At 48.7% G+C, this 26,536-nt stretch carries 25 protein-coding genes and 1 tRNA gene; 2 read left to right on the top strand and 24 right to left on the bottom strand.

Going from position 1 to position 26,536, the window contains the following annotated elements:
* Positions 1–98: 98 nt before the first annotated feature.
* From EYB31_RS16925 to EYB31_RS16915, 3 genes are read right to left on the bottom strand one after another with little or no spacing between them, the layout of a single operon-like run.
* Positions 99–1,541, bottom strand: a complete 1,443-nt coding sequence (locus tag EYB31_RS16925; RefSeq protein ID WP_131014547.1) for a nicotinate phosphoribosyltransferase — start codon at positions 1,539–1,541, stop codon at positions 99–101.
* Positions 1,542–1,546: 5 nt separating this feature from the next.
* Positions 1,547–2,095, bottom strand: coding sequence for a cysteine hydrolase family protein (locus EYB31_RS16920; protein ID WP_131014546.1), 549 nt, complete (start codon positions 2,093–2,095; stop codon positions 1,547–1,549).
* 28 nt (positions 2,096–2,123) lie between these two features.
* Positions 2,124–2,885 (bottom strand): NUDIX domain-containing protein, encoded by a 762-nt coding sequence (locus EYB31_RS16915; RefSeq protein ID WP_131014545.1) that lies wholly within the window; start codon positions 2,883–2,885, stop codon positions 2,124–2,126.
* A gap of 204 nt (positions 2,886–3,089) precedes the next feature.
* On the opposite strand from EYB31_RS16915, the gene EYB31_RS16910 reads away from it, so the two are divergent.
* Positions 3,090–3,166: transfer RNA gene (locus tag EYB31_RS16910), tRNA-Asp, on the top strand.
* 272 nt (positions 3,167–3,438) lie between these two features.
* Positions 3,439–4,407, top strand: coding sequence for a tRNA glutamyl-Q(34) synthetase GluQRS (gluQRS, locus tag EYB31_RS16905; protein ID WP_131014544.1), 969 nt, complete (start codon positions 3,439–3,441; stop codon positions 4,405–4,407).
* Positions 4,408–5,423: 1,016 nt separating this feature from the next.
* On the opposite strand, the gene EYB31_RS16900 is transcribed toward gluQRS, so the two are convergent.
* From EYB31_RS16900 to EYB31_RS16800, 21 genes are all read right to left on the bottom strand, one after another.
* The gene (locus EYB31_RS16900) at positions 5,424–6,419 is read right to left on the bottom strand and encodes a hydroxyacid dehydrogenase (RefSeq protein ID WP_131014543.1); all 996 of its coding nucleotides are present in this window, start codon (positions 6,417–6,419) and stop codon (positions 5,424–5,426) included.
* Positions 6,420–6,651: 232 nt separating this feature from the next.
* The gene (locus EYB31_RS16895; protein ID WP_131014542.1) at positions 6,652–7,143 is read right to left on the bottom strand and encodes a cysteine dioxygenase; all 492 of its coding nucleotides are present in this window, start codon (positions 7,141–7,143) and stop codon (positions 6,652–6,654) included.
* Between the two features lie 171 nt (positions 7,144–7,314).
* A complete protein-coding gene (locus EYB31_RS16890; protein WP_131014541.1) occupies positions 7,315–8,655 on the bottom strand; it encodes a cytochrome P450 in 1,341 nt (446 codons plus the stop codon).
* Positions 8,656–8,784: 129 nt separating this feature from the next.
* Positions 8,785–9,177: a YlbF/YmcA family competence regulator gene (locus EYB31_RS16885; RefSeq protein ID WP_131014632.1), complete on the bottom strand. Its 393-nt coding sequence runs from the start codon at positions 9,175–9,177 to the stop codon at positions 8,785–8,787.
* A 66-nt stretch (positions 9,178–9,243) separates the two neighbouring features.
* Positions 9,244–10,716 carry a tRNA (N6-isopentenyl adenosine(37)-C2)-methylthiotransferase MiaB gene (gene miaB / locus EYB31_RS16880; RefSeq protein ID WP_131014540.1) on the bottom strand — a complete coding sequence of 491 codons (1,473 nt, stop codon included), beginning with the start codon at positions 10,714–10,716 and terminating at the stop codon, positions 9,244–9,246.
* 79 nt (positions 10,717–10,795) lie between these two features.
* Positions 10,796–11,371, bottom strand: a complete 576-nt coding sequence (locus tag EYB31_RS16875) for a phosphate propanoyltransferase (RefSeq protein ID WP_131014539.1) — start codon at positions 11,369–11,371, stop codon at positions 10,796–10,798.
* Between the two features lie 119 nt (positions 11,372–11,490).
* The gene (locus EYB31_RS16870; protein ID WP_131014538.1) at positions 11,491–12,357 is read right to left on the bottom strand and encodes a 2-oxoacid:ferredoxin oxidoreductase subunit beta; all 867 of its coding nucleotides are present in this window, start codon (positions 12,355–12,357) and stop codon (positions 11,491–11,493) included.
* Entirely contained in the window at positions 12,345–14,096 is a 1,752-nt protein-coding gene (locus tag EYB31_RS16865; protein WP_170318243.1) for a 2-oxoacid:acceptor oxidoreductase subunit alpha, read from the bottom strand. The genes EYB31_RS16870 and EYB31_RS16865 overlap by 13 nt, the downstream gene beginning before the upstream one ends.
* 574 nt (positions 14,097–14,670) lie before the next feature.
* On the bottom strand, positions 14,671–14,931 hold the full coding sequence (locus tag EYB31_RS16860; protein ID WP_006286829.1) for a stage V sporulation protein S: 261 nt from the start codon (positions 14,929–14,931) through the stop codon (positions 14,671–14,673).
* A 133-nt stretch (positions 14,932–15,064) separates the two neighbouring features.
* Positions 15,065–15,856 carry a TIGR00282 family metallophosphoesterase gene (locus EYB31_RS16855; protein ID WP_131014631.1) on the bottom strand — a complete coding sequence of 264 codons (792 nt, stop codon included), beginning with the start codon at positions 15,854–15,856 and terminating at the stop codon, positions 15,065–15,067.
* An 83-nt stretch (positions 15,857–15,939) separates the two neighbouring features.
* Positions 15,940–17,487 (bottom strand): ribonuclease Y, encoded by a 1,548-nt coding sequence (rny, locus tag EYB31_RS16850; RefSeq protein ID WP_131014630.1) that lies wholly within the window; start codon positions 17,485–17,487, stop codon positions 15,940–15,942.
* Positions 17,488–17,740: 253 nt separating this feature from the next.
* A complete protein-coding gene (locus EYB31_RS16845; RefSeq protein ID WP_131014536.1) occupies positions 17,741–18,442 on the bottom strand; it encodes a RecX family transcriptional regulator in 702 nt (233 codons plus the stop codon).
* Positions 18,443–18,528: 86 nt separating this feature from the next.
* Positions 18,529–19,581, bottom strand: a complete 1,053-nt coding sequence (gene recA / locus EYB31_RS16840) for a recombinase RecA (RefSeq protein ID WP_131014535.1) — start codon at positions 19,579–19,581, stop codon at positions 18,529–18,531.
* Between the two features lie 183 nt (positions 19,582–19,764).
* Positions 19,765–21,003, bottom strand: coding sequence for a competence/damage-inducible protein A (locus EYB31_RS16835; RefSeq protein WP_131014534.1), 1,239 nt, complete (start codon positions 21,001–21,003; stop codon positions 19,765–19,767).
* 27 nt (positions 21,004–21,030) lie between these two features.
* Positions 21,031–21,615 carry a CDP-diacylglycerol--glycerol-3-phosphate 3-phosphatidyltransferase gene (gene pgsA / locus EYB31_RS16830; RefSeq protein WP_131014533.1) on the bottom strand — a complete coding sequence of 195 codons (585 nt, stop codon included), beginning with the start codon at positions 21,613–21,615 and terminating at the stop codon, positions 21,031–21,033.
* On the bottom strand, positions 21,612–22,940 hold the full coding sequence (gene rimO / locus EYB31_RS16825) for a 30S ribosomal protein S12 methylthiotransferase RimO (protein WP_131014532.1): 1,329 nt from the start codon (positions 22,938–22,940) through the stop codon (positions 21,612–21,614). The genes pgsA and rimO overlap by 4 nt, the downstream gene beginning before the upstream one ends.
* Before the next feature lie 117 nt (positions 22,941–23,057).
* On the bottom strand, positions 23,058–23,549 hold the full coding sequence (locus tag EYB31_RS16820) for a YajQ family cyclic di-GMP-binding protein (RefSeq protein WP_131014531.1): 492 nt from the start codon (positions 23,547–23,549) through the stop codon (positions 23,058–23,060).
* A 43-nt stretch (positions 23,550–23,592) separates the two neighbouring features.
* Complete coding sequence (locus tag EYB31_RS16815) at positions 23,593–24,447, bottom strand: helix-turn-helix domain-containing protein (RefSeq protein ID WP_131014530.1); 855 nt, start codon at positions 24,445–24,447, stop codon at positions 23,593–23,595.
* 42 nt (positions 24,448–24,489) lie between these two features.
* Positions 24,490–25,254 carry a DUF3388 domain-containing protein gene (locus tag EYB31_RS16810; protein WP_131014529.1) on the bottom strand — a complete coding sequence of 255 codons (765 nt, stop codon included), beginning with the start codon at positions 25,252–25,254 and terminating at the stop codon, positions 24,490–24,492.
* A gap of 81 nt (positions 25,255–25,335) precedes the next feature.
* A complete protein-coding gene (locus EYB31_RS16805) occupies positions 25,336–26,169 on the bottom strand; it encodes a hypothetical protein (protein WP_131014528.1) in 834 nt (277 codons plus the stop codon).
* A 101-nt stretch (positions 26,170–26,270) separates the two neighbouring features.
* Complete coding sequence (locus tag EYB31_RS16800; RefSeq protein WP_131014527.1) at positions 26,271–26,525, bottom strand: DUF3243 domain-containing protein; 255 nt, start codon at positions 26,523–26,525, stop codon at positions 26,271–26,273.
* Positions 26,526–26,536 lie beyond the last annotated feature (11 nt).

Below are 26,536 nucleotides of genomic sequence, written 5' to 3'. Positions count from 1 at the left end.
GAGGTTGCCTTCATATAAAGAATGAAGGATGCTCGTGTCTGTTTGCACAAAACTAAGGTATTGGGATTTAGAGTTAGGCAGTGCGCTGCCTCCTGGGTCTACCCTTTAAACTGCTCGATCAATCTCATCTTTTGTTCCCAAGCGGCTACGCTTATATCGACGGGGTACGATTGCGGATTCAGCTTGCGCAGCGTTTCCGGCCAGAACAAGCTCAACTGCCGTTTATGGTATTCGCGGATATGTTCCAGCTCCGGCAGCTCGTAGACCTGCGTCCCGTCACGGTAAACGAGCGTTAGCAGCGAAATTGCGTCATATTGCTCGACATATTTGTTGATATACGGATGAACCGGATCAAACAGTTTGATCTTGCGCCCCATTTTCACATCTTCTTCTTCGCTTAAAGCGATGTAGTCGGCTTCGGCTTTGCCGGTCTGTTTGTTGATAATCCGGTACACATCCTTTTTCCCCGGCGTCGATACTTTCTCCGGATTGCCCGATATTTTAATGACCGGAATCAAATGTCCGTCCTTTTCCCTGGCGACAATCTTATACACGCCCCCAAGCGACGGCTGGTCCGCGGCCGTAATAAGCTGGGTGCCGACACCCCATGCGTCGATTTTGGCATCCTCCGCTTTCAGGTTAAACATGATGTTTTCGTCCAAATCGTTCGAAGCTACGATACGTACATAATCCAGTCCGGCGGCGTCCAGCATTTCACGCGCCTTTTTCGATAAATAAGCCAAGTCTCCGCTATCCAGCCGGATTGCATTCATCCGTTTGCCTTGGGCCTCCAGAAGCTTCGCCGTACGAATGGCGTTAGGCACGCCGCTTTTTAACGTATCGTACGTATCGACCAGCAGCGTCACTTGATTCGGCAGCGCTGCCGCATATTTCTCGAACGCCTCGGCTTCCGTTTCGTGCGCCTGAACCCAGGCGTGGGCGTGAGTGCCCGAGGTCGGAATGCCAAACATCATGCCCGCGCGCAGGTTCGAGGTCGCATCGAATCCCCCGATATAAGCCGCTCTGGTCCCCCATACGGCGGCATCGGCTTCCTGAGCCCGGCGCGTGCCGAATTCCATCAACGTATCGTGTGGCGCGACCTGCCGGATTCGCGATGCTTTGGTGGCGATCAGCGTCTGATAGTTAATGAAGTTAAGTATCGCCGTTTCCAGCAGCTGCGTTTCAAACACGCGGCCTTCTACGCGGATTAACGGTTCATTCGGGAACACAACGCTGCCTTCCTCAACCGCCCATAAATCTCCCGTAAAACGAAACTGTCTCAGTTCCTCGTAAAACCGCGGATCGTAGTTCTCCTCCTGCTGCTGCAAGTAACGGATCATCGATTCGTCGAATTTCAGATTCTGAATGTATTCCACGACCCTGCGAAGTCCGGCAAACACAGCATACCCGTTGCCAAACGGCAGCTTGCGGAAATACGCCTCAAACACCGCTTTTTCATTCATCGTGCCATGCACCCAATGGGCGTACATCATGTTGATTTCATATTTATCCGTATGCAGCGTCAAATTCCCGTCGCTCATGCTGATCACTCCGCTTCTTTTTTACTTAAGGTTGCGCCAAGCACATTCGGGAAATGCCCCAGCGCCCAACGATGCCCGTCTTGATTAAAGCTTGCCACCGCATCTTCATGCACTTGAATCGCAAAACCTTTGTTGTACGCATCAACAGCCGTATGAAGCACGCAAATATCGGTGCACACGCCGGCCAGCTCAACGGCCTGTATGCCTCTTGCGCGCAGCTGCTGCTCCAAATCCGTCCCGCAAAATGCGCTGTATCTCGTTTTGTCCATCCAATACACATCTTTTTTGCGCGTTTCGTATAATTCGTTTAGTTTGCCGTACAGCTCACGCCCTGCGGTGCCTCTGATATTGTGTGGAGGAAACAGCTTGCTCTCCGGATGGTAACTATCGTTTTCATCATGGACATCCACCGCCATAATGACGTAATCTCCTCTGTCCAAAGCTTGTTCCGTGATTTCCGTAATCCGCTCTTCAATGACGATAGCCGGTTCTCCGCATGGAAGCTTGCCGGTCACAAAATCGACCGTATAATCGATAACAATAAGTGCTCTCATCTTGCTCATCCTCCCTTGCAGGTTTGGTTTAACTGAATATGGACAACGGCGGCACGTATCCCGTAAAACGGTATAGCTGGGCGGCCCGTTGAGAGTACTTGTTGGACATTTTCGGCTTTCCGCCGTTATCTAATACCTCTTCGACAATTCCTTTGCGGCTTTGCGTCGACGTAATTTTGCGGATAAAGTTTTTTTCGTTAAAATCAGGCACGACCGTTTGAATCACCTGATACAATTCGCCGATTGTAAAATGTTCCGGCAGAAACTGTTCGGCGATCACCGTGCTCAGCATTTTGCCGCGGATGTGCTGCAGCGCATCTTGCAGGATGATCCGATGATCGAAAGCCAGCTCCATTTGCAGCGCTTCTTCTACAGGAACTAATTTGACGTCGGAAGCGTCGTCCGCAGCCTGCCTGTAGGCCAGTTGCCGCTCATTTACAAGCGCCAAAAAAGCATGGGAGATGATCCACCCCCGCGGGTCCCTTCCGGGCTTGCTGTAGACGTTAAAGTACTCAATCCCCTCGCCGTCCACCCCCGTCTCTTCTTTCAGCTCCCGCAGCGCGCATTCATGAATCGATTCGGTTTCGTTGCAAAATCCTCCCGGAAGCGCCCATTGCCCGGCAAAAGGCCAGCTTTTGCGTTGAATCAGCAGCACGTTGAGCGTTCGCATCGGCAATGATTTCTTGGCCCCCTGCTTTTGCTGCGATAGGATAGTAAAAATGACGATATCCGCAGGCGCGCCGTCCGGTGTTCTGTATTTTTTGGCCGAGTAGACCTGCTCGTTTTCCATATGGTGCCCCGCCTCCTATTGTTTGGATAATCGCTCGTTGAACTTTCGTTTTGATATTGTTATTATGACATATTTAAAATCGATGTCAAGGGTTTTATCTGTCCGAATTTTCAAACTTTAGTTTAAGCGGTTGCACGATCTGACAAATCATGCTAATATACTACATGTATTCTCGTTTAGCCGCAAGGCACGAGACTTTGGCGCGGAGCCGTGGTGTAGAGGCCTAACATGCCTGCCTGTCACGCAGGAGACCGCGGGTTCGAATCCCGTCGGCTCCGCCACTTTAACTTCCCTTTGCTAGGGATGAGAACCGCAGGTTCGTCGAAGCGTTGCTTCGTTAGCTTTACTTCGCAGTCTCGGAGCGCAGCGTAGAGTATCCCGTCGGCTCCGCCACTTTAACTTCCCTTTGCTAGGGATGAGGAATTTATTTTTAACTATCGCCGTTATGGGCAGGGTTGAATCCCTGCTCTTTTTTGTTATCCTAATAATAGATTTCGCGGATGGGTTACGATCAATCTGCTTAATAAACACTCTTGTTAAGAGGTGGCTCCGTATGATACGCGGACGATTTGCTCCTACGCCTTCCGGACAACTGCATATCGGGAACGCCCGGACGGCGCTATTGGCATGGCTGCAAATCCGTCAGGCCGGAGGGCAGTTTGTGCTGCGGATGGAGGACATCGACAAGCCGCGCTCCCGCCCCGAGCTGGCTCGGCAAATTTTAGAGGACTTGCGCTGGCTTGGTCTCGACTGGGATGAGGGGCCGGATGTGGACGGACCTTATGGACCTTACACGCAAAGCTGCCGACTTGAGCTTTATCAAGCAGCTCTGGAGAAGCTGAAATCGCAAAACCGGCTGTATCCGTGCTACTGCAGCAGAGCCGAGCTGATGTCGATTGCCAGCGCGCCGCATGGCCTGGATTCGGAGGGCCCGGCATACCCGGGCACGTGCAGACGACTCAGCGCAGAGCAACGGCTGACGAAGTCGCAGATCAAGACTCCGTCTTTGCGTTTCTCCTTGCCTGACCGTGAATTGCAATTTCACGACGCCATCGCCGGTTACGCTTGTTACCCTGCGGGAGCAGGCGGCGATTTTGTGGTACAACGCGCAGATGGCATCTTTGGTTATCAGCTGGCGGTGGTTGTGGACGATGCGGCAATGAAGATCACCGATGTGGTGCGGGGGGCTGATCTGTTAGATTCAACCCCGCGTCAAATTTGGCTGTATGAAGCGCTCGGATACACTGTTCCCCGTTTCGCCCACTCCCCCCTGCTTTACGGTCCTGAAGGCAAGCGCTTGTCCAAACGCCACGGTTCCGTAACTGTTGCCGGAATGCGCGCTGCGGGCACTTCCCCGGAGCGGATTATCGGCTGCCTTGCTTACTGGAGCGGACTGATGGATCGGTTGGAGCCGATCCAAGCTGCCGAACTGGTTGCCCATTTCAGTATAGCCAAAATTGCTGCCGAACCGCTCGTTATCGAAGCTTCTGTGCTCGCAAGTTTAGCAGGCTCATCCCTGTAAGAAAAAACGTCCTGCAAAAATCGCCGGACGGTCCTTGCTGTGATGAGTTACTCTTGCGCGTGGGAGGGGGCTGGGCCAATGTTGTCAGGATAAGAAGTCGATGGACTGAAGTTGTCGATGGACCAAAATTGTCTATGGGCCACAGTCGTTACAGGAATGATCAAGCTTCTTTTTATGCGTCGTAGCCCGTTCTGGACATAGAACCCATTATGATGGATAGCAGACTGGAATGAGACTGTAGATTGGTTATGCAACCCTAGCTTGGAGGAAGCCTCCGCACTAACACTCTAACGGACATGGGCGCTGCAATGTAAACCAAATCTAAGGTTTGCTACATGTAACGGACACCGGCGCACTTATTCGGCCTACTATCGCAGTTTCTACGACTTTTTTGGGCAAATAAAGTCTCCTGCGTCCGTTAGAAATGATAACCCCGTTTTTTTCGTCAAATAAAGGCGCTCCTGTCCGTAAGCGTTGGGGCATGACGTTCGCATACATAATTCTAGTCGCAGGCTAGCCATAGCGACGAGGATGTCCGCCACAGACAGCCGGCAACGATCAGCTTTAATTCAAGGTCGAACGAATCGAAATCGCTCCATTTGCTCATTCAAGCATGTTATGGTTCCGGTTTACTCCATGAACCCGATAGGATTAAACTAATGCAGCCAATACGAGCGATCCGAATAGCCGCCATTATCGCTAACCTGACAACATTGGCGGCTGGTCATGGGACTCCAACCGCCAATTAACATGGTGTCCCTATGAACAGATAAGAGCGATCGGAACACCATATTAAAAGCGGCCGCTTTCGCTTTTCCGTCCCGTGCCATCCCTTTGTTCAGCTGCTCTTTAATATAGTTAAACTTCTCTCGCTCAAAAAAGCGCTCCCGCTAAAGATCAGCAGGAGCGCTTTCCAGTTTCATATCTTTCGGTTTATGCCGATTACTCTTCCAACACAGATGACCTCACCTAAAACCGAAGCTGCCCTCGACGCCATCTCCCCTAAACCATTTCTTCTACGCCATCGTCTCCCACATGCGTTCCGTTACTTCGTAGGATGTCGGCTGACCGGCAAAGCCCGCCAGCATATCTTGGACCACGGCATACATCAGCGCAAGATGCCCTTCAATCGAAGCCCCGGCGATATGCGGCGTCAGCAATACATTCGACATCTGCAGAAACGGATGATCCTGCCGGATTGGCTCTTTTACAAAAACATCCAGCGCAGCAGCGAATCGGCCGGTCCCTAATTCTTCAATTAAAGCCTCTTCATCAAATACGGCGCCCCGCGAGGAATTCACCAGATAAGCCCCATCAGGGATCAATGCGATCAGATCACGGGTAATCATTTGTTCGGTAGCCGGCAGTGCAGGCGCATGAATGGAAATCACCGGACAGCTCATGACTTCTTCGAGTGACGCTCTACGTACATGCAGCTTATCTGCAGCTTCTTCCGATAAATAAGGATCGTAAAGCAGCACATTAACCTTAAAAGGAGCCAGCAGCTTCAAAAAGGCACGTGCAGTGGAACTGGCGGAAACAATCCCCACGGTGGATCCGGCGAGTTCGCGGCCCTTTTGCCCCGTCGCTTTCCAATTATGCTGCCGGATCTCGGCATTAAACGCGGGAAGACGTTTCATGATCGTCAGCAGCACCGCCAAACAGTGCTCGCCAACGCTTTGGGCAATCCGGTTGGCAGCCGAATATACGCGAACTCCCTTGTCAAACACTTCACGCGGCATGCGTTTTTTTACAGTCCCGGCAGCATGGCCGATGGCGCGAAGCTTCACAGCTTTCTCCAACATCGCATCCGTTAAAATCGGCGAACCCCAGCTCGTCAAAATAATTTCGGCATCCTCCACCAGCTCGGACAGTTCCTCTTCCGTCAAATCACAGCCTTTATCGTTCCAGACCGGATTAAAAGCGCTTTCAATTAACTGCTTGCATTCTTCGGAACATACCTGCTTTAACATACTTTCACGCGGCAATACCAATGCTTTGGGTTTCATCATAGTTCCTCCTCGTAAACGAATAAAATGATAAAATGAAGACTTATGTAAAATATCATCGAATGTTTAGATTCAGACTTGCCGATTTGTTTTCCAGACATGTGTATTATTGCCTAATCTATAGTTGAATCATAAATCCACATGGCCATTTATGTCAATATTTAAATTAAGTTATCCCAAAAAAATAACAACCGGCGAAATGACAACGTCACCGCCGGCTGCGTCCCCCTCTTGATCAAATGACAAAATCGAGCACCTGCTCATATGGCTTGTAAGTCGATACGCCAACCATCACCGGTGTGTAGATATGAAACGTCACAAGCCTATTTTGATGCGTATTGCGCATTTTATGAATTTGCCCTTTCGGAGCGATAAATACCTGCTGTTCACCAACCGTCTGCTTGAGCACTTCTACCGGATATCTGTATGCATCCAGCTTATAAAAAATATTTTCCATCTCTCCGGATAAAACGATTCCGCAACCGGCCGAGCTGCCATGATCGTGAATCGCCGTTTCCGCATGGCCCGGCAAATGAATCAGCACCGCTTCCACATCGTCATTTTTAAATAATGCCGTTCTGCCGTAAGGCAGATTAGAGGGCTGCTCGACATAGGCCTCCATCTGCCCGATGGTCAGGCCCAGATTGGCAATCGTCCATTTTAACTCTTGAATGGTCGGCGACTTGATGCCATTTAATGCGTTACGTATCATTAGATAAGCTTCCACGTGGAGTTCCTCCTAATTTATTACGTTTTATTTCGGTTTTCATCAATTTTTCTTATAAATAATCCGCAATTGTTTCTCGATACCATACTGTATTCCGCTCCTGCATACATGGTGAGGCTATCACCTAAAAAAACGCCTGCCGTCCAAAGGAAGGCAAGCGCAGCGAATACTTTAGCGTTTTTCAACAACCATCTGAATCCCATATTTGGGCCTAAGCGTAACCAGCGGTTCCGGTTCTACCGGCGGGTGCTGAGGCGCCATTCGAAGCCGGAATCGGCTCGCGATATATGCGATCATCAGCGACGCCTCCATGATAGCGAAGTTGTTGCCGATACATATCCTCGGACCGCCGCCAAACGGGAAATAGGCGAACTGAGGAATTCGCTTTAATAAATCGCCAGCGAACCGCTCCGGGATAAACCGGTCGGGATCTTCATAATATTTGGAGTTCCGATGCATCACATATTGGCTCATCATCAGCGTATCACCTTTTTTGTAAGCGTGCCCGCCAATCTCCACATCTTCAGCTGCCTGCCGGTTAATGACCCATACCGCCGGAAAAATCCGCATCGACTCCCACACCACTTGCTGCAAGTATGGCAGCTGCTCCAAATCGGCTACGGCCGGATAACGTCCCTGCAGCACAGAATCGAGCTCCTGATGCAGCTTACGTTCGGCCTCCGGATGCTGAGAAAGCAAATACCACGTCCAAGCTAACGTATTGGCCGTCGTTTCATGTCCGGCTATAAATATCGTCATCACCTCGTCGCGCACCTGCTGATCCGTCATACCCGTGCCGTCTTCTTCGTCTCTAGCCGCCAGCAGCATCGATAACAGATCATGCCTTCCAGGGTCCGGATGGCTTCTTCGCTGCTCGATGATGTCGTAAATGATCTTATCCAGCGTTTGCGAAGCTTCTTTAAACTCCACATTGCTTTTGGTCGGAATGCCGGACGGGATATCGATGATCGACGTCGCTTTATTGCTGACGTATTTCATTCCGACTTCAACGGCATGAGCGACTTTCTCAAAACCTTCGACCACCTGCACGCCAAACATCGTCTCGTTAATAATCGCCAAAGTCAGCGCCATCATATCTTCCGATATCATCCGCACTTCGCCATCCTGCCATGCTGAAACCATCTGTTCCGCTTGTTTTACCATGGCATCGCCGTATAACGCAATCCGGTCTTTGCGAAAAGACGGCTGAATCAGCCTGCGCTGCCGCAAGTGCGTCTGTCCTTCGCTGGTCAAAATGCCTTCCCCGACAACGGCTTTGGCTGTTTGCAGCCCTTTGGCTTTTACAAAACTGGCCTGTTTGGTCATCAGCACTTCTTTGATCATTTCCGGATCGCTGAGTAAATACACATGTTTGCTGGGGCCAAACCGGATATGCACAACATCCCCGTATTCCGCCTGCGCATTTCGCAGGAATTGCAGCGGATCTTTCTTAAAAGCCAGCAAATTGCCCGTAATCAGAAGCCCCTTAGGCCCCGTTTGCATAGTTGTCATTGCATGGCGCTCCTTCCTACTCTTTTTTTCATGGGTAGTATGTCCAAAAAAAGAAAAAGACTCCTCTAGTTCAGGAGTCTTGTAAAGCGTTCTGTATGTGTTCATCCGCAAGTTTACGCGGCCGCGGATTTATGCGTTTTCTTCAATCGCCACTTTTTCGGATACCGTATCACGAATGACCGACATGACAAGCTGCAGCAAATAATTGATGTCTTCTTGGGACTGGCGGAATTCGCTCACAACCGGAATGCCGTCGAGCTGATCTTGCAGCTCTTCGATTTCCTTCTCGATTTTCTCCACCATCTGTTTGTTTTTAAACGTCGTTTCAAAAGCGACGATTTCTTTCTGCTTTTTCTTAATGGCACTAATTAATGTCTGAATGTTGTTATTGCCCGATATTTGCTTTTCGGCTTTTTGAAAAAACTGCACTTCATTCGAAGTGGAGATCAGCTCGGCCAGTTCTTTTGCTTTGGCCAAAATATCTTCACGTACGATCAATTCCGTATTCGTATAACGTTCCATTCCGCATTCATGCGGGTGATCATGATGATCTGACACTTGTATACCCCTCCAGGCTTATATCTTGAATTAATTTGCCACAGCCATGCCGACAAGCTCGCCTTTTAAGTAAAACGTCGGCGCTTCCACGATTTTGATATTGACGAATTGCCCAATCAGCTCCTTGGAGCCCGCAAAATGCACCAGCTTGTTTGTGCGCGTTCTGCCTGCCAATATATCCGGATTATATTTGCTTTCGCCTTCTACCAGCACTTCCACCGTTTGGCCAAGCAGCCGCTCGTTGTTTCTTTTGCTGTACACATTCAGCGTATCGTTTAAGCGAATCAACCGGTCCCGCTTCACTTCGTAAGGCACGTTGTCTTCCATCGCGGCTGCCGGAGTGCCTTCTCTTGCAGAATAAATAAACGTATACGCACTGTCGTATTGCACTTCCTTCACAAGCGTAATTGTTTCTTCAAACTGCTCGTCCGTCTCACCCGGAAAACCAACGATAATATCTGTCGTTAGGGCTACATTGGGGATGGCCTGTTTGATTTTACCGACCAGCTCGAGGTAATGCTCTCTTGTATATTTACGCGTCATCTTCTTCAAGATCTCATTGCTGCCCGATTGCACAGGCAAATGAATGTGATCCATCAAGTTGCCTTTTTTCGCCAGCACTTCAATCAGATGATCGTCAAAATCACGCGGGTGCGACGTCGTAAACCGTACGCGCGGCAGATCGATTTTACGGATATCCTCCATTAAATCGCCGAAACGATAGCTGATGTCCTCGAAATCCTTGCCGTACGCGTTGACATTTTGCCCAAGCAGCATGATCTCCTTAAAACCTTGGCGTGCCAGCTCGCGCACCTCGGCGATAACGTCCTGCGGACGGCGGCTTCTTTCTTTGCCGCGCGTATAAGGCACGATGCAGTAAGTACAGAACTTGTCGCAGCCGTACATAATGTTCAGCCACGCCTTCATGCCTTCCCGCTTTTTCGGCAAATTCTCAATGATATCGCCTTCCTTGGACCATACCTCAACGACCATTTCTTTGCTGAACAAAGCTTCCTTGATCAGATTCGGCAGCCGGTGAATGTTATGTGTGCCAAAGATCAAATCCACAAACGGATGTTTTCTGCTGATCCGGTTAACGACCGCTTCTTCCTGGGACATACATCCGCACACACCTAAAATAAGCGAAGGTTTGGCCGTTTTCAAATGCTTCAGATGCCCAAGCTCGCCGAACACTTTATCTTCGGCATTTTCACGAACGGCGCACGTATTCAGCAAAATAATGTCAGCCTGATGACGGTCGCCTGTCGGCTGATAACCCATCTGCTCGAGCAGCCCCATGATCGTTTCCGTGTCATGTTCGTTCATTTGGCAGCCATATGTTTGAATTAAATAAAATTTATCTTTGCCGAGTTCCTTAAGCTCTAAGGGAATATCGAAGTCATAATGAACCTTGATGTCCTCTTTTCCGCGTTTCTTGGCATCGGTCAACGACGGCGGCTGAAAATATATGGAATAATCTTTTTGAGATTGCTTTGTTGACATCCCCAGTATCCTCCCAAACAAACTGCAAATTCAAACCCTTTTATTATACCATGTTTGCAGTGTTGTTTTCAAAGGAAGCTTACAATACATCTACTATGACCGCAATATCGCCGGTCTTCACGCCGGCAGCGTTAGCTTCATCCGTATCGATATGCATATCCAGCGCAAATTGATCGGAAATACGCGCAATCACATCTTCAAAAATGAGCGGACGTTCGCCATTTAATCGTACTTTCAGCTTTTGCTTGTCGGCGATACTCCATTTTTCCGCGTCGCTTGTATGAAAATGGATATGGCGGGCGGCCACAATGACCCCTTCCTTTAATTCCACTTCACCGGCCGGGCCGATGACCTTAATCCCGGGAGTTCCAGCAATATTGCCCGATTCTCTCACCGGCGGGTTCACACCCAGTCCAAAGGCGTCTGTACGCGATATTTCCAGTTGGCTGCTGTTTCTGGCCGGACCAAGAATCCGCACTTTATCGAATTTTCCCTTGGGACCTACAACAGCTACCGTTTCCTCCGCGGCGAATTGGCCGGGCTGCGACAGCGGCTTCATGATGTTCAGTACATAACCTGCTCCGAACAATATGCCGATGTGCTCGGACGATAAATGGATATGACGGGCGGAGACACCAACAGGCACTTCTTTCATATGTATCACTCCTACGTAGTTTCAAATTCAGTATACAGTACTATTATAAACCATATGATACAGCATGCAGTGAAAAAAGGCACACGGTCGCCCGCATGCCTTGTAAAAGATAAAACGAATTATTTGAATTCAGCTACCAATTTTTCAAACTCCGCTTCGGTCATCTTGATGTTTTGCTTAGCCAAAGCTTCTTGTTTGAAGCCGGCTACCAAGTTCTCGTAGCTTTGTTTTTGTTTATTTTGATAGATCAAACCGGTCAGCAAGCCATGAGTTTCCATGATCTTGGTCATCGCCATCACGCGGTTGGACGAATCGTAATCCGTTGTTTCTTCCAGATCCACGATATTTTCTTTAAACCATTCGTATGTGTTCACTTTATTAAAAGTAACGCACGGGCTGAACACGTTGATGAAGGAGAAACCTTCGTGTTTCATGCCTTCTTCGATCAGCGTTGTCAGCTGCTTCAAGTTGCTGGAGAACGATTGGGCAACAAAAGTTGCACCAGCGGCAAGCGCCATTTCAAGCGGAGACAGCGCAGACTCAATCGATCCTGACGGCGTACTTTTTGTTTTGAAGCCTTCGGCGCTGCGCGGCGAAGTTTGGCCTTTGGTCAGACCGTAAATTTGGTTGTCCATAACGATGTACGTGATATTGATGTTACGGCGAATCGCATGAACCGTATGTCCCATACCGATTGCAAAACCGTCTCCGTCGCCGCCTGCGGCAACAACGGTCAGCTCGCGGTTAGCCATTTTCAAACCTTGCGCGATCGGCAAGGAACGTCCATGCACACCATGCAGACCATATGCGTTGATGTAACCGGAAATACGTCCGGAGCAGCCGATACCGGAAACAACAGCCAATTGCTCAGGCTCAAGCCCTACGTTAGCAGCAGCTCTTTGAATAGCCGCTTGAATGGAGAAGTCTCCACAACCCGGGCACCAGTTTGGTTTGATGTTATTACGGAAGTCTTTTAATGTTGCCATACTGGACTCAACTCCTGACAATATTTAGTTATTTCCGCCGGCAGGAACGGATTACCATTGTATTTAAGCATGTTATTGATTTTATCGGCATAACCGGCATTCAGCTTGATCAGATTGGCCAATTGAGCTGTTGCGTTGTTTTCCACTACAACGACTTGCTTTGCTTTAGCCAAATGAGGCGCAAGTTCAGCGGCCGGGAATGGATGAAGCAGACGAACGGTTACATGGTTTGTTTTGATGCCTTGTTGTTCCAGACGGCCTCTTGCTTCGTCGATCGTGCCGCCGGTCGAACCCATGCCGATAATCAGCAGATCAGCTTCATCATGCGGAGCGTCAACCAAAATCGGGTTGTTCACTTTCACATGTTTCATTTTATCCATCCGTTTATCCATCATCTTCTTGCGGTTGTCCGTGCTTTCCGACGGACGGCCTTCTTGGTCGTGCTCAACGCCGGTTACATGGTGGATACCGAATTTCTGACCCGGAACCACGCGAGGCGAAACACCATCGGCTGTAAACTCGTAACGCTTGAACATTTTGTTCGCTTCGAGCTCAGGCAAATCGCCTGTTTGCAGCGCGCCGCGGTCGATAACGATTTTATTGTAATCGAACAATTCGCTCGATTGTTTACCCAAGGAAAGCTGAAGGTCTGTCAGCAAAATAACCGGACATTGGTATTTCTCAGCCAAATTGAAAGCTTCGATTGTATCGTAGAAGCATTCTTCAATCGACGAAGGCGAAAGCACGATTTTCGGAATTTCACCATGTGTTCCGTAAATCATCGCATTTACGTCAGATTGTTCTTGCTTTGTCGGAAGACCTGTACTTGGACCCCCACGTTGTGTATCTACGATAACTACCGGAGTTTCCGTCATGCCAGCAAGGCCGATGGCTTCCATCATAAGCGAAAGACCAGGACCCGCGGAAGCCGTCATCGTACGAACGCCGCCGTAGTTGCCGCCGATCGCCATTGTTACTGCCGCGATTTCGTCTTCGGTTTGAATCACCGTACCGCCGAATTTCGGAAGCACTTTAATTAAGTATTCCATGATCTCGGAAGCAGGCGTAATCGGATATGCGGGCATAAAACGGCAGCCTGCTGCTGCTGCACCCAGACCGATTGCATCGTTACCGATGATGAACAGTTTTTGTTTACCGTCCGCCGGTTCCAATTGAAATTCAGGAAGTGGTCCGCCGTTAAGTTCAAGAACAAATTCAGCCGCTTTGCGCACTGCTTCAATGTTCTTCTCAACGACAGCCGGACCTTTACGGCCGAACTCTTCCTCTACTGCTTTATTAAACACTTCCAGCGGCAAACCAAGCAATGCCCACGATGCGCCGGATGCGGCCATATTTTTAAATAAGGATGTTCCAAGTTCTTCAGCAATTGCTGTAATCGGTACAGGGAACAAACGTGCATGAATTCCTTCCGGTACGACCGGATTGAATTTTGCATCTGCGACAATTACTCCGTTTGCACGAAGCTCATGCGCATTAAGATCGATGGTCTCCTGGTCGAAAGCAACCAGAATGTCAAGGTCGTCTGAAATCGCGCGAATAGGTTTCGTGCTGATTCTGATTTTGTTGTTCGTGTGGCCGCCTTTAATCCGAGAGGAAAAATGACGGTAACCGTACAAATAATAGCCCAGACGATTCAACGCGGTGGAGAAAATTTTGTCGGTACTTTCAACACCTTCCCCTTGCTGTCCACCGATCTTCCAAGATAGTTGGCTAATCACCGTTGTCCACTCCTTTTGTCTTGTCACTGACATCTACAACTGTTAAGTACATAAGAAAACCAAAAGATTAATTATAAATTTTTTCTTTCAGCTGTCAAACAAATTTTATGATTTTGTAAATGAAAAAGCAAGTATTTTCGACCATTTTGAAACATAGTATTTTTAGATCGAATCTATATCAAAATTAGATCGATTATATGCCTATAAATCTCAATATCAGATAAACCGGTTACATTTTTTATTCCTTCCGAATCGCGCGAAAGCGCCTCCATTGGCCTTATAAATCCTCTGCTCGTCCGTACTCCAAAACGCCTTAAGATGCCCTCGCCAGTTTATTTGATGAGGACACCTTATATAGTATATCCAAATTTCACACATTCGTTTCCCCAGAACAAACATTTTGTGAAAAATAAAAAAGCTTCTGTTCGAAGCCTTTTCGGTAATGCTTTATTCTATGCCTTAAATGAAACTTAAGAAAAAAACCTCTAACGAGGCGCTTTTCCGCTGAAATGCCGCAATGTTTAGAGGTTATCGATTCAGAAGCGATTTATCCCGGGATACTGGAATCGGGAACTTACCTGGGCTCCACAATCAGCTTTATAGCCGTACGATCTTCTCCGTCTATCACGATATCGGTAAAGGCCGGAATACAAATCAGATCAACTCCGCTCGGAGCAACAAATCCTCTTGCAATCGCTACCGCTTTTATTGCCTGATTAAGAGCGCCCGCACCAATCGCCTGGAGTTCAGCTGCACCACGTTCGCGAAGAACACCTGCTAAAGCACCGGCAACAGAGTTCGGATTGGATTTCGCTGAAACTTTTAATACTTCCATGAAAGTTCCTCCTCGGGAATGATGGATAGATTCCAGTACTCATCATATTCTAGAAACCAGATATTAATTCCTGCTTCCCGAGGCCGAATATTCATATAATTTAGAATCATCAGTCAATTACAAATGTTTACTGCTAGTCAAATAAAACATCCTCTTCCATTAAACGGATGGTCTGGATTTTTCGCCCCTTTCCGGCCGTATCCATATCGATCAGCACGGCATGAAAATGCCATTTTCCCTCATCGACAATGAATCGGACGGGCAGTTGCGTTCTGAACTTTTGGATGACCGCCTGCCGCTCCATTCCCAAAATGCCGTCGCGGGGACCGACCATACCTACATCTGTAATATATGCCGTACCTTGCGGTAAAATGCGTTCGTCATGGGTTTGCACATGCGTGTGAGTACCTACTACGGCCGAAACTCTTCCGTCCAAATACCAGCCCATCGCCAGCTTTTCCGAGGTTGCTTCCGCATGGAAATCCACAAATATGTATTTATTTTTTTTGCCCAGCTCGCGTATTATTTCGTCCGCCTTCTCAAACGGACAATCCAGCGGCGGGAGAAACGTGCGCCCTTGGAGGTTGACGATCGCCAGATCGGCGTCTTTCCCTTTGATGACCGTGAATCCCTTGCCTGGCGTGCCTTTCGGAAAATTGGCGGGCCGAACGATCCTGTCTTCCGTATCGATAAAATCAAAAATGTCCTTTTGATCCCATGTATGATTGCCCATTGTAATGCCATGCACGCCCAAATCAAAAAACTCCTTGGCAATCGCTGCCGTAATTCCGCGGCCTGCCGCGGCATTTTCTCCGTTAACAATGATAAAATTCGGGGTGTACTTCGTTTTTAATTTGGGCAGCAGCTGTTTCAGCGCGTTTCTTCCTACGGAACCTACGATATCTCCGATAAACAATACTTTAATGGTGTTCTCCTCCAACTTTGTTAACGTTTAAAAACAGGAAAAAGTGGCTTTAGTCATTCAGCCACTTTTTCATCATACACTTCTTATTTTGCGTATTCAACAGCACGGGTTTCACGGATGACCGTCACTTTAATGTGACCCGGATAATCCAACTCGCTCTCGATCTTTTTCGTAATATCGCGGGCTAAGCGGAATGCTTCCGTATCATCGATTTTTTCCGGCTGTACCATAACCCGGACTTCCCGGCCTGCTTGAATGGCGTACGATTTCTCAACGCCTTCAAACGATTCGGAAATATCCTCAAGTTTTTCCAAACGCTTAATGTACGTTTCCAAGGTTTCGCGCCGTGCGCCCGGTCTTGCCGCGGACAATGCATCCGCCGCTCCGACCAGCATAGCGATTACCGATGTTGCTTCGCAATCGCCGTGATGGGATGCGATACTGTTTACAACAACTGGATGTTCCTTGTACTTCTTAGCGATTTCTACGCCGATTTCAACGTGCGAACCTTCCACTTCGTGATCCAAAGCTTTACCGATATCATGCAGGAGCCCGGCACGTTTCGCCAATGTCACGTCTTCTCCAAGCTCTCCGGCCATCAATCCGGTTAAATAGGCCACTTCCATGGAATGCTTCAGCACATTTTGGCCATAGCTTGTTCTGAATTTTAATCTGCCTAAAATTTTGATCAAGTCCGGATGCAATCCGTGAACCCCAGTTTCAAACGTAGCTTGTTCGCCATATTCGCGAATACGCTCGTCCACTTCTTTACGGGATTTCTCGACCATCTCTTCAATACGCGCAGGATGAATACGTCCATCCGCTACAAGCTTCTCAAGCGAAGTGCGGGCAATCTCGCGCCGGATCGGGTCGAAACCGGACAGGATAACCGCTTCTGGCGTATCGTCGATAATTAAGTCGATACCGGTTAGCGTCTCCAATGCACGAATATTACGTCCTTCACGACCGATAATACGTCCCTTCATTTCCTCATTCGGCAAGGAAACAACGGACACTGTAGTTTCGGCTACGTGATCGGCAGCACATCTTTGAATTGCCAGTGTAATAATGTCTCTTGCTTTTTTGTCGCCTTCTTCTTTCGCCTGCTGCTCGATTTCTTTGATCAGCTGGGCTGTCTCATGGCGAACCTCTTGCTCTACATTCGTCAGTATAATGTTTTTCGCATCTTCAGTAGTCAAACCGGAAATTCGTTCCAGTTCGGTCACCTGGGCTTTATACAACTGATCGATCTGAGCTTGTGTTTCCTCGATACGTTTCTCTTTGTTGATGACCTGCTCTTCTTTTTTCTCTAGAGATTCTAATTTTTTATCCAGCGATTCCTCTTTTTGCAACAATCGTCTTTCTTGTCGTTGAATTTCATTCCGACGTTCACGAATGTCTTTTTCAGCTTCGGTCCTCAGCTTATGAATTTCATCTTTCGCTTCCAGAACCGATTCTTTCCTAAGCGCCTCAGCTTCTTTCCGCGCCGATTCTTTAATCTGCTCGGCTGCTTGTTCAGCACTAGAAATTTTCGCTTCTGCAAGAGATTTGCGGATAAAATAACCAATCCCTAAGCATAGTACACCAACAACGAGAGTGACTAATAGCCAGATAACATTTGTCGTTGTCATCCAGTTCACCTCCTCGTTGATCCTCCAAGGGGCAAGCTTGGGATAAATCGGTTTTTTAATCCGTTTCCAATTCGCTTACACGCTTCAAAAATAAAGTAAAAATTGGCGATTTTACTTTCCGAACCCTTTATTTAAGCTAGTAAAGAGATTCGTGTATAAAAATATACACCTTCATTTTATATTTTGTCGAAGAGCATTGTCAAGCGGTTGAATTGTGCAACGATTATTTAAGTAGGTCTCGCCAACAAACTCGCTAGTCGATATCCGGTTCGATCCAATCCATTTCTTCGCTCCCAGCGTTTTTCGTGATCGACAATTGCTTGATGACCTCCGACACGATGCTCCCCGGATACCCTCTGCGCAGCAATAAGCCGGCGACTTTGCGCTTATCTTGTATGGAAGGTTCTTGAATTCGGGACCATTTCTTTACCGCCAGCTGCAAGGCTTGCTCATATTCCGATTCGGTATCCAGCCCATCCAGCGCTTTCGCCACCTCTTGCTTGGAGATTCCTTTATAGATAAGCTCATTTTTTATGAACAAGCGGCCTTTCTTTTGCGAAAAGGCACGGTATTGGGTCAAGGCATGGGCAAATTCCTGATCGTCGATATACCCTTGCGACTTTAACCGGCCTACAATATCTTCTGCTATTTCCTTTCCGTATCCTTTTCTCTCCAGATACCCAAGCAGTTCCCGCTCCGTCTTCATACGGCTCGATATAGCTCTCAGGCTTGCCGCATAAGCGCTCTGCAGCTCGTCGGCATACAATATGTCGCGCAGCTGCTGACCGTCGACATGCTGCCCTTTATAAAGCCGGTATTTGATCAGCGTATCTTCAAACACCGAAAACGCGTATTGTTCTTCGATAAATATGTTATACCGGTCCCGTCTTTTCGGCTGCCTCTCCACTTTGGTGATCAGCCCGTTCAGCGGCGCCTGTTCCATGTCGTCTGGCATTTCGTCCTCCTTACAGCATAAAAGCACCTTTAAGTGTAAGTTAAAGGTGCTCTCTTATTACATTACATAACGATGATTCCCGGCCATTATTGTTGCAATAGATCGGCCAATTCGTCCTCGTCTTCCTGCTCATCCGTTTCGGGAAGTCCCGGAACGATCAAATTGCTTGAATCACGGATCTGTTTTTCAATCGCATCGGCGATCGATTTGTTTTCTTTCAAAAACTGCTTTGCGTTCTCACGGCCTTGTCCCAACCGTTCACTGTTATAGGAATACCACGCGCCGCTTTTGACGATAATATCCATCTCGGTAGCGATATCGACCAAGCTGCCCTCGCGGGAAATGCCCTCGCCATACATAATGTCGACATCGGCCTGCTTAAACGGCGGAGCGACCTTGTTCTTAACGACTTTAATCCGTGTGCGGTTACCGATCATATCATTGCCTTGCTTGATCGTTTCCACGCGGCGTACATCCAAACGAACGGATGAGTAAAACTTCAGCGCGCGTCCGCCCGGAGTTGTTTCCGGATTGCCGAACATAACGCCGACCTTCTCACGCAATTGGTTAATGAATATGGCGATTACTTTCGATTTGTTGATCGCGCCGGACAGTTTGCGCAGCGCTTGCGACATCAGACGAGCCTGCAAACCTACGTGAGAATCGCCCATCTCGCCTTCAATTTCCGCCTTCGGAACAAGTGCGGCTACGGAATCGATAACGATAATGTCGACAGCTCCGCTGCGTACAAGCGCTTCGGCAATCTCCAGCGCCTGCTCGCCTGTATCCGGCTGCGACAGCAGCAATTCATCTATGTTGATACCCAGATTTTTCGCATAAATCGGATCGAGAGCATGCTCAGCGTCAATAAAAGCAGCTTGTCCGCCGGATTTTTGAACCTCTGCGATAGCGTGCAAGGCAACCGTCGTTTTACCTGAAGATTCCGGTCCGTAAATCTCAATAATTCTTCCCCGCGGGAAACCGCCAATTCCGAGAGCAATGTCCAGAGCCAAAGAGCCGCTAGGAATTGTTTCGACCTTCATATGGGTAGATTCGCCCAATTTCATAATAGAGCCTTTGCCAAATTGCTTCTCAATTTGACGAAGAGCATTTTCCAGTGCTGCGCGACGGTCTGTCAAAACACTCACTTCCTTTTTCATTTATAAGTATATAATACCTTCTTTTTCTGCCGTTGCCAAGTAGTTTTTCGAACATACATTCGCTTTTTTTAGCAAAATAAAAACCGCAACAACTTTATTGTTACGGTTCTTCCGCTTAAGACTAAATATATCATATTATTCACGAGGCTGCAATCCGCTAGTTTACAGTTGCTTCCACAATAAATAAAGCGCGTTTTTGGCCGCCTTCAGCTTGATGCTCTCCCGGTTTCCCGAAAGCTTCAGCTGCTCTACGACGGTCCCTTCTTCACGGGCAATACCGACAAATACGGTGCCTACCGGCTTTCCTTCCGACTCCGCGGGTCCGGCGACGCCTGTAATGGCGACAGAGACGCTGGCATTGGTCTTACGGCGAACGTTCTCCGCGAGGAGTGCGGCGGTCTCCTTGCTTACAGCCCCCGGAGCGCCAATGCCCTCCAGCACGTCCAAAGGCACGTCCAGCAGCTGATTTTTGAGGGCGTTGGTGTAACAAACAACGCCCCCCAGAAATACCTGCGAACTGCCGGGAATGGCTGTGAACATATCGCTCAGCAAACCTCCCGTGCAGCTTTCGGCCACGGCAACCGTTCTTCCGGACTGCCCAAGACGGCGAAGCACCGCTTGCTCGATCGGCATATCCTCATCGGCATATATATACTCGCCGACCCTGCTGCGAATTTCCCGCTCCACCGGCTCTATTCTGCTCTCGGCTTCGGCTTGGGAAGCCGCGCGGGTCGTGAGGCGGATCATCACTTCTCCTTCTTTGGCATAAGGAGCGATGGAAGGATCGCGCTGCGTCTGGATCAGATCGATCAGCTGGTGCTCGAGATTCGATTCGCCGATACCGGAGAACTTCAAAACTTTGGAAAACAACGGCTGGACCCCGCCCATCTTGCTTTGTATCCATGGAACCGCATAATGTTTGAACATCGGCTTCATTTCTTTTGGCGGTCCGGGAAGCAAAATAAAGTGAGTCCCTTCAAAAGTCAGAGCGGCGCCGACGGCCAGCCCCGTATCATTGGCAAGCGGATCGCTTTGCGTCAGCAAATGCGCCTGCCGCGCATTGCTTTCCACCATGACGGTACCCCGGGAACGGAAAAGCTCTTCGATTTTATCCATGGAAGGCTGGTGTATGTACAACTGCCTGCCCGTATATTCGGCAAGCACATCTTTGGTCAAGTCGTCCTGCGTTGGTCCTAGGCCTCCGGTGCAAATAATGAGCTCGGCCCGTTTCCGGGCAATGTCAAACGCCTCCCGGATACGGCCCCTATTGTCGCCCACAACCGTCTGGAAGTAAACGTCCACGCCAATCTCGGCACAGGATTCGGCCAGGAACTGCGCGTTGGTGTTGACGATTTGGCCTAGCAGCAGCTCCGTGCCAACTGCGATGATCTCCGCTTTCAAATGAATACACACCCCTTCAGTTACTCTTTACGAACCCTCGCTGAAGTTGAGCACATGTTTGTTTTTGATAAAATAGTCGATGCCGGAATAAATGGTAATGAGCGCCGCCGCCCAGCTCGCGATCAAATCAAACCGGAAATTAATGAACGCAAACGGAAAGTTGTTGATCAGAAGCGCGATAATCGCCGTGATCTGTATCGCGGTTTTCCATTTGCCCCATTTGCTTGCCGCCATGACGATACCTTCCAGCAAAGCGATTTGCCTGAGGCCGGTGATCGCAAATTCGCGGCTGATGATGACAATCGTGATCCAAGCGCTCAATTTCCCCATCTCCACAAGCGACACCAGGACAGCGGAAACAAGCAGCTTGTCGGCGAGCGGATCAAGCAGCTTCCCCAAATTGGTAACCAGCTTGCGTTTTCTGGCAATATAGCCGTCCAGACTGTCCGTGCTTGCGGCAATGATAAAGATCAGCGCAGCGATAATCTGGTTGTAAGTGATGCTGAACTGCTCTACCCGGATATGCGGAAACTTAACCTGCACAAGCAGAAAAAACATGATGATCGGTACTAGAAAAATCCTCGCCAAAGTAATTTTGTTGGCCAGGTTCATGCGACTACCTCCCCGGAGAGATCAAACTCGAACGAGTGGGTAATACGTACCTTCGTCAATTGGCCGATAGGCAAATTTTTGCCTTTCACGAACACTTCGCCGTCAATCTCAGGAGCATCGAATTGCGAACGGCCGATGTATACGTCATTGCGCCCGTCGTAACGTTCGATAAGAATATCCAGCTCTTCGCCGACAAGCCTTCCGTTGCGGTGCTTGGCGATTTCCCGCTGCAGCTCCATCAAGGTGTTCGCGCGCAGCTCCTTGACCTCGTCGTCCACCTGGTCCGGCAGGCGGGAGGCAGGCGTGTCTTCTTCCTTCGAATAAGAGAACACGCCAAGGCGGTCAAATTGAATTTCTTCGATAAATTGCTTCAGGTTGTTGAAATCCTGCTCGGTTTCCCCCGGAAATCCGACGATAAGCGAAGTACGCAAGGATACGCCTGGAATTTGGCTGCGGATTTTTTGGATCAGCTCACGCGAATCGCGTTGTCTGCCCGGTCTTCTCATCCGTTTCAAAATGGTATCTTCACTGTGCTGAAGAGGCATATCGACGTATTTGCAAATTTTCGGATTGCTTGCGATCGTCTCGATCAACTCATCCGTGAAAAAGCCCGGATACGCATAATGCAATCTTACCCACTCGACGCCGGATACCGCGCTGACTTTATTCATTAATTCCGGCAAAGTAAACCTGTCATATAAATCGGTGCCGTAGTTCGTGGAATCCTGAGCAATCAGACTGATTTCCTTCACGCCTTGAGAAGCGAGCTGCTGTACTTCGGCCAATACCGACTCCATGCTGCGGCTGCGGAACTTGCCGCGCATAATCGGAATACTGCAAAATGTACATGCGTTGTCGCAGCCTTCGGCAATTTTCACATAAGCGGTATACCGCGGCGTCGTAACCCGGCGAGGCAGCGCCTCTTCGTAGTTGAACACCGGATTCCCGACATGAACCGGTTTCGTGCCCTTCAGCGCTTCATCGATGATATCGTTGATTTTATGGAAATCGCCCGTTCCGACAATGCCGTCGATCTCAGGCATTTCCTTCAGCAATTCTTCCTTATAGCGCTGCGTCAAGCAACCTGACACGATGAGCGCTTTCAGATGAGCCGTCTCCTTCAACTCCGCCATATCCAGAATCGTATTGACCGATTCTTCCTTGGCAGCATCGATAAAACCGCATGTATTCACAATGATTACCGTAGCGTCTTCTTTGTTGTCAACGAGCGTATACCCTCTTTGGTCTACCAAACCGGACATAATCTCAGAATCAACCAAGTTTTTTTCGCAGCCTAAAGTAACCACTTTCACTCTCTCTGTCATAATGACCTCCACCCAATCCGCCTCTATGTTTCGTAAACAAGTATAATACACCGTACATAGGGTGTCAAAAAACAACCCCTTGCCGCGGCATGTCGCACGAAACAAGAGGTCGTCACTTTAACGGAAATTAATAAATTGCAAATCAAGCGGCAAATCGGCTTTGCGAAGCAACTGCATCACCTGCTGCAAATCATCCTTGCTTTTGCCGGTAACACGTATTTGGTCGCCTTGAACCTGGCTTTTCACCTTAAGTTTCGAGTCGCGGATCAAAATATTGATTTTTTTGGCGTTGTCCTGATCGACGCCTTGCTTCAGCTTCATCTTTTGCTTAACGGTGGTGGAAGCCGCAGGTTCTACCTTGCCGTAATCGAGATTTTTCAGCGGGATGCCGCGTTTGGCCATTTTGGAGTGCAAGATATCGATTACATTTTGCAGTTTAAACTCGTCGTCCGAGACGAGCACCACCTCGTCTTTCTCCACCGTGATCGAGCTTTTGCTGCCTTTAAAATCAAACCGGGTTGCGATCTCCTTCAAAGCCTGGTTGATCGCGTTGTCCAGTTCTTGCATATCCATTTTGGATACGATATCAAATGAATTTTCCGAACTCACTTCCCTGTTCACTCTCCCCATGAAAATATAAACGCCGGCCGGCCTACGATTTAATCAAGTCAAGCTGGAACCGCTTCGGGTTAGGCGTGTCCCCCATTTGTACGGGCGTTCCATTCACCTTCATTTCGATCGCGTTAGGCTTGCCGACAATGACAAAAGCCGAATTGCTGACCTCCCACGTCTTGGTGCTGCCGTTCTTATATATGCCTTGCTCCAGCAATGTTTTCTTGTCGGTAACGGTGTCAACCTCCACCCAGCACTCATCCCCCTTCACGTTTAATTCGATCGTGATCTTGCCGGAATGAGTCACCGCATAATAATCAACGCCGCGATCGCTGTTCACAAATTTAACCTCCGGTTTGGTGACCGGAGCGGGTATTGGAACCTGTGCCGGTTTGGGATCGGTTAAAGCCGTCGAACTGCCTGCGGCGCTGGGTGAAGGGGCGGGAGGAGCGAGTTTGTCGGTCACTCGCTGTCCTCCGTTACCGGGCTGCCCTTTGGAATTGCTCTCGTAGCTTGAATTCGCATAATAATAGATGATTCCTAATATAAGGATTACAAAAGAAATCATCAATATATTTGAAGCCCATTTGCTAAAACGTTCCGTATTTCTGGAGCTGACCCGAGGTTTGGGCATCGTTTCGATATTCGCATCCGGCGCGGAGGCGGGAATGACATTGTGATAATGCAGCAGCACTTCGTTCGGATCCAGACCCACGGCTTCCGCGTAGCTTTTAATGAACGCTCTGACGTAAAAATTACCGGGCAGCACCTTGTAATTGCCTTCTTCAATCGCTTCCAGATAAGTTTTACGAATCTTTGTAATTTCCTGCAAATCGTCGAGCGAAATTTTTTGTTCCAATCTTGCCTTTCTTAAGAGAACTCCCAAATCGGACACACGTTCACCTCCTTCTAGCTCGCACGTTATGTAAACCGGATCTTAGTACTCGTCAAAACCGCTGGTAAAGGTCTCATAAGTAATTTCTTCGTCCGGTGTGTTTCGTAATTCTACAATGTAATCAAAGTGGTCATATGTATATTCCGATTCGCGGATAAAAATATCCGGATGTTCAATGACCTTGGTTGACGGCAAAGACATGACTTCCTGAAGCAAACCGTGATGTTTCTCGTTGGAACGGATCGTGGAAACGATGCCGTCGATAATGAAAATATTGTTCGGATTCATCTCATCTTCGGACATTTGGCTGCGCACCGTTTGGCGAAGCAATGTCGAAGAAACGAAGGTCCAGCGTTTTTTGGCACACACGCTTCCGGCGATGATCGATTCGGTTTTGCCAACCCTCGGCATCCCGCGAAGACCTACAACATGGTTGCCATCGCGCTTAAAAATCTCGCCCAAGAAATCAACCAGCAAACCAAGCTCGTCTCTTGTAAAGCGGAACGTCTTCCGGTCGTCCGAGTCGCGTTCGATATAACGGCCGTGGCGTACGGCCAAAATATCGACCAGCTTCGGAGCGCGTAAAGCGTTGACAGTAATATTATCCACTTTTTTTAACATTTTACCCATAATTTCTATTTTTTCATCATCATTGGTTTGCAGCAGCATCCCGCGGGTGCGGTCTTCCACACCGTTGATCGTGACAATATTAATGTCCAGCATCCCCATTAGCGAAGCGATGTCGCCGAGCAGGCCCGGACGGTTCTTATGTATTTTGTATTCCATATACCATTGTTTCGTTTCCAATATAAGCGCACCTCATCTTTGTGACATTCTACAAAAATATTCTACAATATTCGTCAAAATCCTGCTGTAATTCCGTAAAAATCATTTCCTGCTAAATACGGCTTCACTGCCCGTGTATTGTTGTATTCCCGGGTTCCATTTGCTGCTTGCAATCATATCCAAGGCTCCGCTTAAAATGTCATCCCAGTTCATCTCCACCTTGCCTTCGGACATATTGGTTACCTGTATGCCAAGTGTTTTGATGCGCTGAAGCGCGTTGTTGTCGACTTTGCCGTACAAAACGATCCATCCCGAGCCATGCTGTTTGGCCTGGAATTGAAGCTGGCTGAACCATGTCGCCGCGCTGTCCGTATACACGATGTGATCGGCTTCTTCGGAAGGCGCCCAGTTGGATGGAACCGGCTTCGCCGTTTGAGTCACCCATTCCATGCTGATCCCTTGCTGCAGCTGCGTTTGCACCCAATCGTTCCAGTCGTTTTGGAGCAGATTCGGATCCGTCCGTTTGTACATTACATTGGCGTTGCTCGCAGCCGCAGGCTGCCTTGCCATGTCGTCGTCAAACAACATCCACTTTTTATCCGGATATTGAGCCGAAACGGTCAGCGCCTGCTGAGACAATGAACTGCCGACCAGAAGCACATAATCGTAAGGGACGGATTCAATGTTGCCGACGATATCGTCGTTAAGCTCGGAAGCGCCGCTTACCCACTCATAAGAAATGTTCTGGGTTTGACGCCAGTTGGCAAGGGCTTTCTGAACCGCCGCCTTACCGCTGTCGGACAATTCGGCCGAAGTGACCATCAGCACAGCATGTTTCGATTTAAGCTGATCCGCCGTAATCGTCGGAATATTTTTCCCGCATGAACACAATAAAAGTATAATGGCAAGTGCGGGCAAGATAGCCTTTGCCTTCATGAAAACATTTCATTCCCCTCTGATGATACAGCTGCTTGCATGCTCTGCCTTAGTATATCATGAAAAGCGGAGAAAAGCCTCCCTGCGGAGGCTCTCCCTTGTTATGCGTTATGTTTCGCAACTTTCACCATAACTGCAGCCAATGTTTTGCGTTCCTGCTCATCACTGGCGTCCCACAATTCCTTGAGCACGCGTTCCTCTTTGTTCTCCGGATCGACCTTGTCCGCCAAAAATTCCCCAATTTGAAAAGCGAGCTTGGAGATCGTCTCTTCCGTCATGCCGACTTTTTCGGCTTGAACCACACGTTCTCCCAAAAATTCCTTCCAACGATCAAATGTTTTCAACACAGTAGCCATGTCGGTTGCCT

Origin of the sequence: Paenibacillus thalictri (assembly GCF_004307995.1) — a bacterium.
Lineage (GTDB): Bacteria > Bacillota > Bacilli > Paenibacillales > NBRC-103111 > Paenibacillus_AF > Paenibacillus_AF thalictri.
This window is presented reverse-complemented; position numbering and strand designations above follow the sequence as displayed.